Annotated in this window: 15 protein-coding genes; 8 read left to right on the top strand and 7 right to left on the bottom strand. The window is 47.9% G+C overall.

From position 1 onward, the window contains the following. Positions 1-114: 114 nt before the first annotated feature. From B9N89_RS01795 to B9N89_RS01785, 3 genes are all read right to left on the bottom strand, one after another. On the bottom strand, positions 115-948 hold the full coding sequence (locus tag B9N89_RS01795; protein WP_132314521.1) for a LysM peptidoglycan-binding domain-containing protein: 834 nt from the start codon (positions 946-948) through the stop codon (positions 115-117). Between the two features lie 90 nt (positions 949-1,038). Then, complete coding sequence (locus B9N89_RS01790; RefSeq protein WP_132314522.1) at positions 1,039-1,317, bottom strand: hypothetical protein; 279 nt, start codon at positions 1,315-1,317, stop codon at positions 1,039-1,041. Positions 1,318-1,363: 46 nt separating this feature from the next. Continuing rightward, entirely contained in the window at positions 1,364-2,329 is a 966-nt protein-coding gene (locus B9N89_RS01785; RefSeq protein ID WP_132314523.1) for an ATP-grasp domain-containing protein, read from the bottom strand. 100 nt (positions 2,330-2,429) lie between these two features. Here B9N89_RS01785 and B9N89_RS31800 point away from each other — a divergent pair, with 100 nt between their 5' ends. The 8 genes from B9N89_RS31800 (at position 2,430) to B9N89_RS01745 (ending at position 11,996) form a co-directional block, all read left to right on the top strand. Beyond that, on the top strand, positions 2,430-3,617 hold the full coding sequence (locus B9N89_RS31800) for a phosphoglycerate kinase (RefSeq protein ID WP_132314524.1): 1,188 nt from the start codon (positions 2,430-2,432) through the stop codon (positions 3,615-3,617). Between the two features lie 15 nt (positions 3,618-3,632). Continuing rightward, the gene (gene tpiA, locus B9N89_RS31795; protein WP_132314525.1) at positions 3,633-4,385 is read left to right on the top strand and encodes a triose-phosphate isomerase; all 753 of its coding nucleotides are present in this window, start codon (positions 3,633-3,635) and stop codon (positions 4,383-4,385) included. A 100-nt stretch (positions 4,386-4,485) separates the two neighbouring features. Continuing rightward, positions 4,486-5,826: a methylenetetrahydrofolate--tRNA-(uracil(54)-C(5))-methyltransferase (FADH(2)-oxidizing) TrmFO gene (trmFO, locus tag B9N89_RS01770; protein ID WP_132314526.1), complete on the top strand. Its 1,341-nt coding sequence runs from the start codon at positions 4,486-4,488 to the stop codon at positions 5,824-5,826. Positions 5,827-5,952: 126 nt separating this feature from the next. Next, positions 5,953-6,795: an archaetidylserine decarboxylase gene (gene asd / locus B9N89_RS01765; RefSeq protein WP_132314527.1), complete on the top strand. Its 843-nt coding sequence runs from the start codon at positions 5,953-5,955 to the stop codon at positions 6,793-6,795. Positions 6,796-6,807: 12 nt separating this feature from the next. Further along, a complete protein-coding gene (locus tag B9N89_RS01760) occupies positions 6,808-8,223 on the top strand; it encodes a pyruvate kinase (RefSeq protein WP_132314528.1) in 1,416 nt (471 codons plus the stop codon). A gap of 95 nt (positions 8,224-8,318) precedes the next feature. Next, positions 8,319-9,266 carry a hypothetical protein gene (locus B9N89_RS01755; protein WP_132314529.1) on the top strand — a complete coding sequence of 316 codons (948 nt, stop codon included), beginning with the start codon at positions 8,319-8,321 and terminating at the stop codon, positions 9,264-9,266. Positions 9,267-9,274: 8 nt separating this feature from the next. Continuing rightward, positions 9,275-9,853, top strand: coding sequence for a CYTH domain-containing protein (locus B9N89_RS01750; protein ID WP_159455071.1), 579 nt, complete (start codon positions 9,275-9,277; stop codon positions 9,851-9,853). A gap of 184 nt (positions 9,854-10,037) precedes the next feature. Beyond that, the gene (locus B9N89_RS01745) at positions 10,038-11,996 is read left to right on the top strand and encodes a hypothetical protein (protein ID WP_132314531.1); all 1,959 of its coding nucleotides are present in this window, start codon (positions 10,038-10,040) and stop codon (positions 11,994-11,996) included. Here B9N89_RS01745 and dapB read toward each other — a convergent pair. From dapB to B9N89_RS01730, 4 genes are read right to left on the bottom strand one after another with little or no spacing between them, the layout of a single operon-like run. After that, on the bottom strand, positions 11,993-12,775 hold the full coding sequence (gene dapB / locus B9N89_RS01740; RefSeq protein ID WP_132314532.1) for a 4-hydroxy-tetrahydrodipicolinate reductase: 783 nt from the start codon (positions 12,773-12,775) through the stop codon (positions 11,993-11,995). The genes B9N89_RS01745 and dapB overlap by 4 nt on opposite strands. After that, entirely contained in the window at positions 12,772-13,674 is a 903-nt protein-coding gene (gene dapA / locus B9N89_RS01735) for a 4-hydroxy-tetrahydrodipicolinate synthase (protein WP_159455070.1), read from the bottom strand. Before dapA ends, dapB begins: the two co-directional genes overlap by 4 nt. Beyond that, on the bottom strand, positions 13,664-13,849 hold the full coding sequence (locus tag B9N89_RS31175) for a hypothetical protein (RefSeq protein WP_159455069.1): 186 nt from the start codon (positions 13,847-13,849) through the stop codon (positions 13,664-13,666). The genes dapA and B9N89_RS31175 overlap by 11 nt, the downstream gene beginning before the upstream one ends. Next, on the bottom strand, positions 13,846-15,042 hold the full coding sequence (locus B9N89_RS01730) for a hypothetical protein (protein WP_132314534.1): 1,197 nt from the start codon (positions 15,040-15,042) through the stop codon (positions 13,846-13,848). Before B9N89_RS01730 ends, B9N89_RS31175 begins: the two co-directional genes overlap by 4 nt. Positions 15,043-15,095 lie beyond the last annotated feature (53 nt).

The raw sequence follows: 15,095 nt of genomic DNA, 5'->3' as shown, positions 1-15,095 counted from the left end.
GAAATGAAAAAATATAGCTAGGTATTTCGGTAGGTTGATCGTTGAAGAGACCAAAAAAAACCCTCAGTAAGAATTCTGAGGGCTCAAGTTTAGGGTTCAATCGTCATTAGTATATTAATGGGCCATGTTGAGGCCTTTGTCAGTCAATGTCTGCGCGACTTTCTTGGGATCAAGGTAGCGTATGATTTGACCGGAGTAGATCAGATTTGGATTTGGGATTTCGTTACGGTTAAGGAGCCACATAGGCTTCCAGTAATCGCGGCGACCAAAGAGTCGTTCGGCAATCACTTCGAGTGAGTCCCCGTCCTGGACCATGATAACCTCTTGCTCGACGGCTTCGTATGCTGATTTAAAGTCTCTTGCTCGATCGTTGACTCGGTACCGAATCACATCTCCAGGATAGATCAAGCTCGGTTGGTTGATGGCGTTGTCGCTCGCTAGCTGAGGCCAGCGCGAGCTCGTCCCATATACCTTTGAGGCGATCGCTCCTAATGTATCCCCGGGTTGAACGACGTATTCTGCAACTTCACCATCGATGACTGGTAGCTGTTTTGGTTCTGGTATAGATGTATCCATAGGTGCGGGTTCTGAAGCTGCCATCGAATTGTCCATCATTGTCGGGTCAGAAACCGTCTCCATTCCTGTCATCGGGTCTGCCAAAGCATCTGTTGGTTGGCTATCTGGAGCTGCCAGCTTATCCAGCTCAGATGCTAAAGACTCCGAGCTTTCCTCTACTAGCTCTGTTTCCTCAGATGCTTCGTCGGAGCTTATTTCTGATGATCCTATGGCCGGTTCTTCCACAAGCTCTTCTTCGACCATTTCTTCTTGGTCGTATTCTTCCATTGCGATGTCTTCCATTTCCTCATCGCTACTCGAAGCGCAAGAAGAGGTGAGTCCAACGGCAAACGCAAATATTGTGGCCATAACCGGCTTAAAAGATCGAATCACGGTAAATCTCCCTAAACAAGTCTTAGTGATTGAGTAAATTGAATGGTCTTAAAGTCGGTCCTTGGGGGGAGTTCTTTAGGGTTGTAATCATTAGTTGCTAACATTACTTGCATTTTCTTTGGCGTCAGATTCTTGGCGTTCCATGTCCTCTTTGGATTTAAGTTCTTTTTCGATCAGAAGCTTAAAAAGGGACCGTCCATTTTCTGGATGAAAATAGTTAGGTATTTTTGTGTCGTTAGTCCTGTTTGTTTTGACTACAAGCTCAGACTTGATCTTCGAACCTGAAGGTGTGAATAGGATAAAAGATTCGGCGCCCAGAAGTTTAATTGGGAAAAATGCAAGCCCACAAGCGATACCTAGTCGTTTCATTGATACCTCCCCATTTTAGAGAAGGTTCGGCTAATACAAGCAGTTTCTAAGGAAGCAAGTTTTGCTCAATCAATTGAGCCATACGGCTGTAAGATGGCCGTGGATCGACCCCCTCAGGGAGTAGAAGTCTTGGGCTAGTGATGTTGATCTCAGAAATAACTCCCCCAATGATATCGTAGCCAACCATTTGAATTCCCATTTCAGCGAGTCTTCCAGAGACTTCAGTAACCATAGCCAGTTCGCTCTCAGTTGGAGTGTAGGGCTCCAGCGTGGCTCCAGTTCGAGTATTGGCCAGGTATTCTCCCTTAGCAGGAACCTTAAGGCACCACGAGATTGGTTCGCCGCAGCAGGTGAAAGCTCGAACTTCGCCTTCGAATATAGCCTTATTAAAAGGCTGCACCAGACGCATGTGCTCCCCTTCCTGTGTTTCATCGGAAACCAGGTTTCTAGCCTTTTCCAAACCAATTTTGTTGATATTGAGACGAACGACCCCCCGGCCGCCATAAAGATCCAATGGCTTTAATATACCATCTGATTCGGCATGATTTTGGATGAAGTCCACAATCTCCTGGGACTGTGAACTAACAATGCCATCATGGCAATATCTTGGAAACTCAAAAATAATTAGTTTTTCATTGAGGCTGCGAAGCCTTTCGGGGTCATTGAAAACGCGAGCGCTCTTTGCTGCCTCAGAAAGTAGCCATGTACAGGCGATGTAGTCCATGTTGAAGGGGGGGTCTTTCCGCATGTGAATGGCATCGCAATCCTTTAGAAACAAACGGCTTTCGCCACCCAGCTCCGGTGTTTCCTGGTGAGATGGTAGAAGTTCTATGGCGTTACAAACGGGTTGTGATTGACCCTTTGTATGCAGCATGCTCATGGCCTTTGGGTTGGTCATAAAGCACTGGTGCCCTTCGCTCAATAGGGCTTGGGCAAGCCTTAAGGATGAGTCAAGTTTCAGGTTTAGATTTTCTACTAGATCCATTACAAAGAGGTGTTTGTGTTGTGCCATCGGTGAATCCTGTCGTAAATCGAGTCGGCCTTACGGGGTCAGAGTGTAGATGGATTCCCGCGGCTATGCAACAACTGTGAAACTCCAGGAAGGTGCGAGCATGGATCTTAGAAAACTTGATCAATTAGAATTAGATGGCAAGAAGGTTTTAGTCAGACTCGACCTGAACGTCCCTCTGAAAAACGGCCAAATTACCGACGACACCAGAATTCAAGCTGCGCTTCCGACTTTGAAGTACATCACAGAGCGCACAAACAAAATTGCAATCATGTCTCATTTAGGGCGACCGAAGGGGCAGGTTGTTGAAGGCATGAGCCTGGAAACAGTGGGTTTGAGACTAGCGGAACTACTCGATAGAGACGTCGTTTTTGTCCGCGATTATACGACCGAGCCTCTCGAACAGGTTTTAAATCAATTGGATCGCAATCAGATTATTCTTTTAGAAAATCTGCGTTTCCATGAGGGCGAAACTAAAAACGATCGAGATTTTTCACAATCTTTGGTCCAGGGTTTTGATTACTACGTGAATGACGCGTTTGGTACCTTGCACCGGGCTCATGCCAGCGTTGTCGGCGTTCCGGAGCTATTGCCAGCTGAGAAAAGGGCTGCAGGCTTTCTGGTGCAAAAAGAAACTCGCGTTTTGTCTGAGGTTCAAAAGAATCCCCGCGCACCTTTTGTAGCGATTGTCGGCGGTGCGAAGGTGTCGGACAAGATTGGTGTTACCCTAAATCTCCTGAACAACTGCAATCAGCTCCTAATCGGCGGAGCGATGGCCTACACCTTTTTGAAGTACAAAGGCCACTCTGTGGGTACATCCAAGGTCGAAGAAGACAAGCTGGAACTGGTTGAATCTATTTACCGCAATGCCGAGTCTCGGCGGGTGGAAATCCTTCTGCCGATCGATCATCGAGCTGCGCCTGCTTTCGACGAATCGAGCCCTGCTCAGATAATCGATGGTGCTGACATTCCAGAAGGTTTGATGGGCCTTGATATCGGCCCAAAAACAGCAGCTCTGTACAAAAGTAAAATTCAACAAGCCGCAACTGTTCTTTGGAATGGGCCTATGGGAGTATTCGAATGGGAGGCTTACTCCCAGGGAACTATGGCGGTTGCGGAAGCCTGTGCTGAGACCAAGGCGTACACTGTCATTGGTGGTGGGGATTCTGTGGCGGCAATTAATAAGGCGGGCGTTGCGGATAAGGTGGATCACGTGTCTACCGGTGGTGGTGCATCTTTAGAGTTTCTTGAAGGTAAGGTGCTTCCTGGTGTTAAGGTTCTTTCTGTTTAATGAAGAGGTAAACAAATGGCTCGTAAACCACTCATGGCTGGCAACTGGAAAATGAATAAGCTTCCCTCGGAGGCAGCTGACTTTTTCCCTGAGTTTCTGGAACTCTCAAAATGGCAGAAAGAGCAAGTGGATGTCGTATTTGCGGTGCCTGCGACTCATCTTGACCGTTTGCTCGATATCGGCGAGGAGTCTGGAATTTCCTTCGCCCCACAAAATGTCCACTGGGAAAGCGCAGGGGCTTTTACTGGTGAAATATCGATTCCAATGATTCAAGACCTAGGGCTCAACTATGCCCTTGTGGGCCATAGTGAGCGCCGTCAGTACTTCGCAGAAACTGATGAAACTGTTGCTAACAAGGTCGGAACGCTTTTGTCAGCGAAAATGACGCCAATCATCTGTGTTGGCGAAACCCAGGTGGAACGTGAGTCCGACAAGACGGTCGAAGTCATTACCCGACAAATCAAGTCCTTTGCTAGCAAACTCACAGGTGGAGATTTTGTTGTGGCTTATGAGCCGGTATGGGCGATTGGGACAGGGCTAACAGCGAGCCAAGAGCAAGCGCAAGATGTTCACGCGCTTATTCGCCGCTTACTCAAAGAGGAGATCGGGGAGCAAGCAGACACCGTCCGTATCCTTTATGGCGGCAGCGCAAAGCCGGCCAACATCTCAGGTCTGCTAGCTCAAGATGATATCGATGGTGCTTTGGTTGGTGGAGCTTCGCTTAAACCAGCAGACTTCGCAGCTATGGTTCAGGCGGCAATGAAGTAATTCTCTGTTTTTATTAAGATCATTAAAGATTTGCTGCGCCAATCTTCTATTGTGTGTATAAGGCCTTCCTATTTGAATATCAGATAAAGGGAAGGCCTTTATGTCAGATAATTGGGTCCACATTGTTGGTGGTGGCTTGGCTGGTTCCGAAGCTGCCTGGCAAGCTCTCAGGCAGGGGTGTAAAGTACGGCTTTATGAAATGAGGCCAAAAAAGCTCACGCCGGCCCATAAGACAGGGCTTTTAGCAGAGCTCGTCTGCTCAAACTCACTCAAATCACTTAATGAGGGGTCAGCCCCAGGCTTGCTCAAGCGCGAGATGGAACTATTGGACTCCCTCGTGGTGAAGGCTGCGAAAGAGGCCCGGGTTCCTGCCGGTCAAGCCTTAGCAGTGGATCGCGAGCAGTTTTCTGGGATTATTTCCAAGACTCTTCAAAATAACCCAAATTTTGAGTTAGTCGAAGATGAAGTTAGCTCCTTGCCCACTGAAGACGAGCTTCTCAAATCTGGTGACTGCTGGATTGTTTCTTCTGGTCCTTTGACCAGTAATGATCTTTCAAAAGAGCTTTTGAAGCTATGTGGTGAAGAAGACGAACTTCATTTTTATGACGCTATCGCTCCCGTGATAGAGGGGGATAGTATCAACCGGTCTGTTGTATATAGTGCAAGTCGTTGGCAAGAAGGTGAGGGGGATTACCTCAATATACCACTCAACAAAGACCAATATAACGCCTTCGTTGACGAAGTGATCGCTGCGGAAAAAATGCCTCTTCATGACTTCGAAGATGTGAAATATTTTGAATCCTGCTTGCCCATTGAAGTCATGATCGAACGAGGGCGTGATACCCTACGGTTTGGGCCAATGAAGCCATCAGGGCTAAACGACCCGGCGACTGGGCGGTGGGCATACGCCAATATTCAACTTCGCATGGAAGATCGTGAGGGAGCGATGTACTCCATGGTGGGCTTCCAGACAAAGATGAAGTGGCCGGAGCAGAAGAGGATTTTTAGAACCTTACCTGGCTTGGAAAATGCCGAATTTTTCAAGCTCGGCTCTGTTCACCGAAACACCTATCTCAATAGCCCTAAAGTACTAACTGATGATCTCTCATTCAAACGAAACCGTCGGATTTTGCTGGCCGGGCAAATTACTGGCGTTGAAGGTTACACCGAGTCAGCAGCTATGGGGCTCTTAGCGGGCCGAGCGGCTGCCGCCAAAGTTCTTGGAAAAGCCGCAGCAGCAATGCCTCCCCAAGAGACCATGATGGGGAGTCTCCTGAGTCACGTCGTATCTGGCGGGCGGGGTGACTATTCCCCGATGAATGCAAATCTTGGATTGCTGCCTACAATTCCCAAAAAGCGAGGCGTTAGCAAAGCCGATCGCAAGGCCGAGCAGTGCTCCCGTGCTTTCGAAAAGTTCCAGGACTTTTCGTCTACAATCTAGTAACTTATGACATGTATCACATGATTTCCTTAGATAGCCGACTTCATGTGATACATGTTTTCTTTGCATTTCTTGTGACTAGTTGTTTCCAGTTTTTATGTTTCGCGAAAAAAGGAGTGCCTCACCTTGGCAAAGAATCATCCGCTTGAAAAGCTTGTCCCGTTAAATCTTCTCAGTTTCTTACTAGGGGTCATGGTTCGTGTGAAGTGGCCAAAGCCGATTTCTTGGCTTGTGAATAGTCTGTTTGTGACGGTTTTTCGCATTGATATGGAAGAGGCAGAACGACCGATGGTTGAGTACACATCGATCGAGGATATTTTTACCCGAGGCCTTAAGCCTGGAGCGAGGCCCATTGATGGTTTGTTTATATCGCCAGCAGATGGGGTACTTTCTCAGCGTGGTGGTGCTCAAGAAGGCCGTGCGGTGCAGGCTAAGGGGCTGGACTATGAGCTTATAGACCTTGTCTTTGAAGGACAAGTTGTACGCCAGGGAAGTTTAGTCTCGTTCGCTACAGTTTATCTTGCACCTCACAATTATCACAGAGTCCACGCTCCTGTTTCTGGGGCTATCAAGAAAATTCGCTATATCCCAGGACAGCTCTGGCCTGTGAACGAGCCATTTGTGAAATTCATGCCCAAGCTATTCAATCGCAACGAACGCTTGGTTTTTGATATTCAGCTGCCAGGAGGTGGCTATGTGTATGCCGTTATGGTGGGAGCGCTCAACGTTGGCCGTATTAGTAGCCCACATTTGCCGGACTTTGTGACCAATGATTGGTTTAAGAACTCAGGTAAAGGTTTTGAGAATGACCTGAATATCGACATAAAGGCAGGTGATGAACTCGGAACCTTTATGCTAGGGTCTACTGTTGTTTTGGTCCTCGATGAGTTGGCCGCAAACGAATTTGAACTGTCTGATTTATCGCAGAAAAAGCCCATTCGAATGGGTGAAAATCTGCTGAATGCCTAGAGAGGAATCGTCATGTTGAAGCAGGGAAGGCGTACCACAGTAGTTTGGTCTTTCGAAAGCAGCTGCCTTGGACCAGATCTTATCGAAACCATTCGATCGCAAGATGTTGATGCAATCCGACTTAGTCCTGAAGCAGGGAAAATGACTCACTGTCTTGAGTTTCTGGAATCCGCAAAGTCTAGCGGTGCCCTCAGTGAGCGAACCCCTGTTCTCGTTGATCTTTATAGCCAGCCGCGCGCGATCATCAAGGGTGGTTCGGATGCTGGCATTGAATATAAGTTCGGTGACCGCTTGACCTTTTCTCCAATCGATGGGGAAGGAGATTTTTTCATTCAAACGAATGAGTGGGATACCTTGTTCAACGAAGGCCGGTCGGTATACCTAGGCACGGGTGATGTGGCACTCAAGCCAGTGTCCATTTCTAAGCGCAAGGTAGAGTTGGAAGTTGTGCAGGGAGGGCGAATTTTCGATGAGATGGAAATCCACGTACCTTCGACAAAAACGCCTGTTAAGTTTGAAGACCTGCCAGAAGACTCATGGCTAGCCACCAAGTCTTCGAATGTAGATTGTGTGATCCTTCCCTCATTTGAGAACGCAGAAGACCTGAAGCATGTGATCAAGCTTATTGAGGATCAGGAGCATCATCCGTGGGTTTTGCTGAAAGTAGGTTCTATGGCGACCTATGAAAGTCTTGAGTCGCTCCTTCCACTCGTGCAAGGTGTGGTGATTTCCAGGGTAGAGCTATCCATGGGGATGGACCCCGCCAAAGTCCCTATGCTAACCAAAGAAGCGATTGGCAAGTGCAACCGCTATGCGAAATTGTCTCTCGTTGCTTCCGAAATGCTCGGGTCGATGAGACACAACGCTACGCCTACTCGTGCGGAGGTTTCTGACATTGGAAATGCCGTGTTTGATGGAGCCGATGGCGTTGTCCTTTCAGAGGATTTGGCTCATGGCCCTCACGGTGTTCGGGGCCTAGAGCTGGCTAAGAAAACTGTTTGGGACGTAGAAAACTCAGATGAAGAGCCCCTAAATTGGCAGAAGTATACCCCCAAGGTTGAAGAAGAGATCGAGGCTGTAACCTATGCAGCCTATCGGGCAGCCTATCGAAATGATGCCAAAGCTATTGTTTGTATTACAAAAATGGGCAATACAGCCCTCCACCTAGCATCTTTTGACATTGAAACTCCTATTATTGCTGTATCACTCAGTAAGGAAGCCGTGCGTAGGCTGGAGTTAGTGCGCGGTGTGGAAGGTGTATTCCTCGATGAGCTTCCTCCGATCGATGAAGTCTTGCCATTGATCAACAACATGCTGCTCCGGGATAGCTGGCTTAAGGAAGGTGATAAGTATGTATTTGTTTCCGTTTCGATTTCGTCTTTGAGCCGGGAAGATAGTAATCTCTTCACCATCCAAACTTTGGATTAGATCATAGCTTAAGAAGACAAAGGCCACCTGCTGTAGTCATGGCGTAGTCATAGTATAATTATGACTGAGTACTATCGCTGGAGCAGGAGGTTTTCGTGTTTCGCTTGGGAACAGCCATCTTATTTTTTCTAGTATCGGGAAGCCATCTCGCCCATGCAGAGCTAGATCGGGAAGTAGAGCTAAAAGCAGAACGTTTGTCGCTTCGCCTCGATCCACAACTCTTCAGCTCAATCGCTTTGAGTCATCAGAACCTTCAGCGCATCGATCTAGAGACATCAGAGCCACGAGAAGATGCGAGCCTTCATGTTCGTGGGAGGATTGGGACAAGCTTCTGGGGAGGGCAAGGTGAGTTGTATGGCACCTTTGGAGCGATAAAAAAGTCCCAAAGCCTCAAAGTTATTCAAAAGCGACCTTATCTTGAGCTGGACCTCTATCCTTGGATCTCTCCATTCGGGCAAATTGCAATCTATCAGATGCTTCACCTCCCCTTTGCAGAGTCGGACTATAATCCCGACTATGGATTGCCATCCCAGCAGGGGAGTATCTATACCATAGGTCTGGCACCCACATTTCTGCTACCGATTAAGTTTGATTGGTTTAACTTTCACGGCAAAGTAGGAGCTGATATTTGGACTCGACTCTACTCACGAGAACAAGTAGTGCTTGCGGAACATGCAAGCCAGGATGCTCTTTCTCTTATTGTGAGGGATGAGGTTGCAGAAAGCTCCGCCACGATGCAGGCTATTGCAAAGTTAGGCTTCGCCATATCCCCTCTGTATCTTAAGAGGGCGGTATTCTCTGTAACATCTTACATAAAAATGACTCATTACCCGTACTACGATCTAGATGAGCAAGGCCGTCTAAACGACCGCTATAAGGTTAAAAAAGAGTCATATCATCGCGTCGAATTAGATTATGCAATCGCGACAAGGATTGTGCTTTCAAATGATTTTTACTACCACTATACAGGATTCTTCAGCGGCAGGACCCGAGGGGCTGAGCCAGCATTGCGGAATATCATGCGCGTAACCTACCACCTGTGAGATTGAACTTGGAAAATATTGAATTTGTTGAAATCGAACACAAGTTTCTACTTGAAGATGATTTTGACCAGCAGCCATTTTTGCAGATGGTGGAAAGATTAGAGCCGAGCGGCCGGTCTCAAGTCCGGGTTAGTGATCGGTACTATCTTTGTGAGTCCAACCCAAGCCATATTTATCGTCACCGTTTGGATCAAGAGATTCAGCATCTCACCCTTAAGGGGTTAGGAAAGGATTCAGAAACCAGGATTGAAGTTAATCTTGATTTGGGGCTTCATCGCGGTGATCAGGGCGATAGGGTTGCTGCATTTCTTAAGCCGTTGGGCATCCAATGGTCTGGTGTGATCGAGAAGGATGTTTGGGCCTATTATTTCAAAAACTGCGAAGTTGTGTACTATGAGGCTCACTTTAAGGAAAAAAGCGTTCGATGTATCGAGATCGAAGCGACTAATTGCCAAACTTTAGATGAAGCCAAAGCAACTATTGCAAATTTCGAAAAAAAATTGGGCTTGAACCCAACGAACCGTTGCGGGGAGTCACTGTTCCATCTGTTGCTACTCCCAGAAGTGAATGCTCAGGTTAATCCCTAGCGAAGAATCACATAGTTTTCTAATGGTTCTTTAGCTATAGAAATATCTTTTAGGGTCGGGGGTTTTTGCTCTGCGCGAAGCAGCAGCTATCATGCTAGGATTATCACAATTCCCATTAAAGAGTCCTAGGCTCCTTCCGACTAAGTTACTGAATTCATCGCATTCGATCGGGAAGGATTTTTAGATGCAACCCGCTACAAACATGATCCTTGTGCTTGGTATTTTCTTCATGGCAAATCTTGCTCATAGTCAAGATAGTCAGGATCTTTTCGTCGCACAAACTCCACTGGAGATTCCCTACCGTAATCTCGATAAGCCAGTAAGTCAGCTTTTGAGCCAAGAGCTTCAAGCTGTCGAGACTTTTTTTGGAGTGCCTGTCCTGAGAGGGCAACCCGTTAACCTTAAGTCTCCTGAGCCTGCTCCAGAAACTCCAAGCGACGAGGCACCCCTTAAAGAGCTTACCATTGCCGGGCTAGGCTCGTCCGCTAAACTCCCATTTGGCCAAGACGTAAGTGGCACCCTATTCGTTCGTGACCCTGATGTAGTAGCGTGGAACGATGAGACCCATGAGCTTGAATCCAAATCGTACGGTAACTCAGAAGTTTATATTGTCGCTGAAAACCAGATGACCATTGTCAAGGTCGAGGTAAAAGATAATGAAGCAAACCCCGCCAGCGACTTGGCAGTCGATGTGCAGTCGTCGGCCTTGAAAAATATTCTCTCGCAATCAGGAAAGCCCCTGAGTCAGCTTTCTGTTCCTTATGATACCAAGGGCATCGCGCCAAGCCTTAGGGATAGCGACTCTGAGATCGTTATTGATGCAGGAAATGAGCTTGGTGTAGAAGTCGTGCGCAAAGAGCAAGAAAGTCTCTACAAAAATATAGCAATTCAGGTGGTTGATGAGCGCTCAAAACCAGAAGAGAAAGAGATTTACCCGGTTGAAGGTGTTTCGGTTCAGTTAGTGGGCAGCGACTTTCGCGCTCGAACCAATGCTCGTGGACTTGTTGAGATTGCTGACGTGCCAGCGGGTGGTCGCTTCATGGTTCGTCTTAAAGATCAAAGTGGTAGGGTATTAGATCAGGTGATTGAGGTGGCAACAGAGCCAAATAGGGATAGTGAGCTGTTCCGGGTTAGAGCCCTCTCCTTTCGCTCCTATTTTCTCTACAGCAGCGTCTTTGGGGTCGCGCAGCGCTCGAACCTAGCGTCTCTTTGCCTCCGCGCGATGACTCCAGATGGCTTGTCGACTTTAGCTGGGGTGCGTGCGGAAATTAATGTAGGGGCTGATGGTCCTTACTACTTTAACGAATTCGGGCCCGATGGCAATGAGGAATCTGGTGCAGAAGATGGTCGGATGTGCTTTTTCAATGTTGATCCTGGTCTAGTCGAAGTAAGTTTTTTTGATGGTGAAGACTACTTGAGCGCGGTGACGATACCGCTGGTCGCTGGGAATCATTTGGAAGACGACATTTATCTGGCTAATGGTCAAAAAGTTGATTCTCATTTGGTAGCGATGCCCAGCGCAGTTCAAGCCATGTACGGTGGACGTGAACTACGAAATCAGTTTCTTCCGGTAGACTACACTGAGATGATTGCTGTTGGTGACAACGATGACGTTAATTATCACGGCCCGGGCGTCTTAAGATTTGAGCCGGGACATACCTTTTACCGCGGCCGTTTATACGGGCTGGTGCAAGGAGCTGAATTTGAGACATCTCTCTACTCCTTCGATCCAGTCATTCATGGTAAGGCAAGTTCTTTCTCTCAGGTGGCACCGCTTTTACAAAGAGGATTCATCGAAGACCTTTTCAATGAACTCTACTTGCAAGACAGTGCGCCGAGCATCGCCTTCGACCCTTCGCTAGGAAGTGTATTTGTAAGGCATGGTGCCCAGGCTGGTGAGAACCTTGACCAGCTCTCGATAAGACTTGTCAACCACCTAGGACAAGACGTTCAAGATCCTTGGTTCTTTGGTTCCACAGATAGCGGGTTTATCAAGGCGGTGTTTTTTAACTTGCAGCCAGGGATTTATACCTTGATTGTTGAGTCCTCCCGAAATCATTGGGTCGATGCAACCACGATTCCGGTAGACTACTGGCTTACGACCGTGACACAGACAGGAGCGCCCCTAGTGCCGAAACGCTAGGCGAGGTCATTAAGGTCCACATCTGGAAGCCCATAGTGCTGGCCGGGCTTCTGCTTCTGGATCCATTTTGCTAGTAAAAGAGCCCCTTTTGCGAAAAGGGTCCGAGATAAGGCACGATGTGATATTGCTAGCTCTTCATGGTCGCCCATAAAGCGGACTTCGTGCTCTCCAAACACCGATCCACCGCGCAATGCAAATACCCCGAGTTCATTAGCCTCCCGTTTCCCCGTGCGATGGGTACTCACTTTAAGGTCAACCTTATCGCAGATTCGGTCGGCTAGAAACATCGCAGTTCCGCTTGGTGAATCGACTTTGTTGCGGTGGTGGGACTCAATAATCTCAATATCAAAACCCATGGGACTTAGAACTTGAGCCATTTGCTGGCTCATTTTCATTGTGAGTAAAACTCCAAGACTAGTATTGGGCGCAAACAGCAAACGATGACCAGCTTCACGGCAAAGGTCTTTCCAGGCGTTGCGAGCGCCTCTATCTAGTCCTGTGGTGCCAATTACAAAGGCCTTGGGTTCAAGTTTATGTGTTTTGCAAGCCTTAAAAATAGCTTGATTCCCAGCGATATTTGAAAAATCGATAATCACGTCGGTTTCTCCCAAAGACTCGACGAGATCGTTTGGAGAATAGCCATTCGGCTCTCTTCCAGGAAGAATCAGTTGGTTACGGCTTGATCCTCCTAAAAACTTCAAGTGAGAATCTTCTTCAAGCAGGTGCAAAATTTCTTGGCCCATGCGGCCATGGTATCCATGAAGCCAAACCTTGGTCATACTTCCACTCCCAGGTCGCTCAATGCCCGCTCAGTGTCTTCCACTACATTCATGATGTGGGCATAGCTTTCTTGGCTAACAGGTACCATTGGTGCGCGGAAATAGTTTTGGCACAGGCCTTTATTTGCGAGAATGGCTTTGCTTGGGCCAGGATTCGATTCGTAGAAGAGAACTTCGATAGCCGGGAGCAGAGCCTTGTGGATTCTGGCAGCCTTAGGGTTGTCGCCAGCTTTAAACGCATCGTAGAGCACTCGAAAGGCTTGCGGGTATATATTGGTGACGACACTGATGACGCCATCGCCCTCTACTGCCAATGAGCCTAGAAACGTAAAATCATCGCCACTCAGATAGTTGGCTTGGGAAATACGTTCAGCCCGGCTGAACAAAGAAATATCAGCACTAGCTTCCTTTACAGCGACCACTTGCTCAATAGCGCAAAGTTCGGCCAGTTCTGCTGCGCTCAAAAGCTGTCCTGTGCGACCAGGGACATGATAGAGACAGATCGGGTGGTTGGTTGCTGTAGCTATGCTACTGAAGTGAAGCTTTAAGCCATTAAGGCTCGGCTTGTTGTAGGGTGGGGTTACAACAAGAAGAGAGTCAGCGCCCGCATCTACAGCCAGCTTCGCCATTTCTACCGATGCTTGAGTATTGTTACTGCCTGCCCCGGCCATGACTTGGATGCTTTCGGGCAGATAGGCCCGGGCCTTTCGTATGAGAGCCAGCTTTTCCTGAACAGTCAGAGTTGGAGACTCCCCTGTGGTACCGCTGATCACGACCCCATCCACCTTACCCTTTGCTTGGTGATCGAGCAGCTTCTCGAATGAATCCCAGTCTAAATTGCCGTCCTTGTCGAACGGGGTGACGATTGCGGTATGAACACCCTTGATACTAAAGTTCACGTTTGACTCCTTTTTCTTTACTGTTCTGAGGCTTCTTTGCTTCATCCTGTGGAGGCTCTGCAGGTGTTTTATAGGGAATGCTGGGGCGCAGGTCCTTCACATCAGAACGGGGTGCCGTTTTAACACCACAGCTTGCTAGCATTAACAGTAGGGTTATTTGTAGGGAACACTTCATATTTCTTGCCGAATATTTTGGGTTAATGCCATTGTCCTGGTCAGGATGAGCTCTTTTTCAGAAGCCTTACGCTGATTGACTGACATATCTTTAGCGATTTCTTGAAGCTCATGCAAGAGCCTGGGTGAGACCTTTGGGCTGATCCTACCGATTTCGACGGGTGTGATATCCTCTATCCCGATTTTGTTAACATGACAATATTTGGCTAGTTCGTCAGCAATCTTTGACGCTTCCTCTGGCTTCACCCCACGCTTTAGTAGGCAGGTAGTGGCACGATCAAACATAGAGCGAGGAGGTAGAAAGCTAGATTGAATCGACTTAGTCTTAACTGCAGAGGTGAGATCTGCGAGTATGTTCGTCGTTAGCTGGACCAGTTTGCACCAGTAGTCTTCAACAGACAGTAGGACATGCTCCCATGGAATCAGAGAGTCTTGCCAAGCGAACTCCATCGTGCGGAGGGTGTGGCAGATGGAAATGGCCTCGCTGAGCATGACAGGAATAGGGCGGCCTCTTTGAGAATCGATGGGCTGAATATTGTGCCTTAGTTGGTCAAAAATCAGCCTTGTACAATCCAATAAGGACTCAAAGCTGTGGGCAAGGTCATGAATCATTCGGTTTTCGGCCAGTAGAGGCAGGTGACTCGGTTCACCCACCGTCAGCCCCAGCTCTTGGCTCCAGGCCTTGTCTAATGATGGTTGGTCAAGGCTTAAAGTAAGACATGTTGATTCCTTGTAGGTCTTTTGCAGCCTTTGGCGACACTCGATGATGGATTCAGCAAATAGGAGCAGGACACCGCTAAAGAGGCTTTGTGCTTCGAGCTGCTGATTTCGAACCAGCTGAAAGGGGCGGTTGAACATGAGCTGGGATCGATCCAAAACGTCTTCACCACAGATTCTGAGTTGCTCTATCACAGGAGGTAGCCAAAGGCGGAGCAGGCCTTTGAAATAGTTGCTAAACAAGGCATGATCACTACAGTATGACCTTGCTGCTATGGAAAATCCTGGTGCATCAGTAATCAAGCGTTCAAATAGTGACTGAGATGGATCACACTGGAAGAGTTGCTGTCTGAGGAAGTCTCTAAGTGAGTCGGCGGTGTCACTGTCAATTAGCCTTTCAGCCTGCAGACTCGCAGCGACTGCTGTGTGGTAATCACGAAAACATGAAACTTTGGGAGCATGAAATGATTCTGCCATGATTGCCTCCTGTTTGGTGTCCCATTTAGGAGGCTATCACGGCTGGTAAGTCT

The sequence above is a fragment of the Pseudobacteriovorax antillogorgiicola genome (assembly GCF_900177345.1).
Classification (GTDB): domain Bacteria; phylum Bdellovibrionota_B; class Oligoflexia; order Oligoflexales; family Oligoflexaceae; genus Pseudobacteriovorax; species Pseudobacteriovorax antillogorgiicola.
The sequence above is the reverse complement of the archived record's forward strand: the minus strand, read 5'-3'. Positions and strand labels throughout refer to the sequence as shown.